At 46.3% G+C, this 1053-nt stretch carries 1 protein-coding gene; it reads left to right on the forward strand.

Annotated features, from left to right (window positions below):
• Window positions 1–2: 2 nt before the first annotated feature.
• The coding region (locus R7190_RS25840) for a cache domain-containing protein (RefSeq protein ID WP_318137672.1) at window positions 3–1053 on the forward strand (1051 nt) is incomplete at its 3' end.

Here is a 1053-nt window from a genome sequence, read left to right on the forward strand (position 1 = left end):
TGTTGTTGCTCCCGACATTTATCTCTGTGGTGTATTACATCAACAGCAGTAAGAGTTTGGAGGCGGAGCTCGTTCGAGACAGACAGGAGCTGATTGATGCGCGTAAGAAAGAGCTAAAAGCCTACATGATGATGGGTGTAACGGCGATTAAGCCGCTGTATGACTCTGACGTTAATGGCAGTAATAAACAAGCGGCGAAAGAAATCTTAAAAGCGATGCGCTTTGAAAGTGATGGGTACTTTTTCGCATATGATTCTCAAGGTATCAATACCTTACATGCCATCAAACCGTCGCTGGAAGGTAAAAATCTGTATGACCTTAAAGATGAAAATGGCGTAGCGGTGATTGCTGGCTTGATTGATGCGTCGCAAAAAGGCGATGGCTTTTTGTATTTCTCTTGGCACAAACCAACCATCAACGCTCAGGCACCGAAATTGGGTTACGCCGAGTATCTACAAAAATGGGACTGGGTGCTTGGTACTGGGATCTACATTGATGACATCGACCAACAAGTTGCCATGCAGCGTGAATTGCGCACGCAAGAGTTAAATCAACACACTTTATCTGCGGTGACAATCTCGGTGATTGGCCTGATTATTACCAGCATCTTAACCAGCATTGCTGTTTCGAAAGGCATTAAACCACTTCAGCACGTCGCCGATTCTCTCAAAGATGTTGCTGCGGGTGGCGGTGACTTAACTGCGCGTCTAAAAGTGGAAAGTAAAGACGAAGTTGGCGAAGTCGCGGCTGCCTTTAATGAATTTATGGATAAACTTCACCCACTGATGCAGGATATTCATCGATCTGCTTCTGCCGTTCAAACAGTTTCTGAAGAACTGAATGATCAAACGCGCACAGCGAGCGGTCAAATGCAGAGTCACTGTTTGGAAACGGATAAAGTGGTGACAGCCGTAACAGAAATGAGCATGACGGCAAAAGAAGTCGCGAGCAATACAAATGCCACTGCGCAGGCCATTGACGATGCGAACGATCAGGTGACCGAAGCCCAGGGAGAGGTCGAACAAGCGATTCAAGGCATTACTGAGTTGGTTA

The sequence above is a fragment of the Vibrio sp. 1078-1 genome (assembly GCF_033340475.1).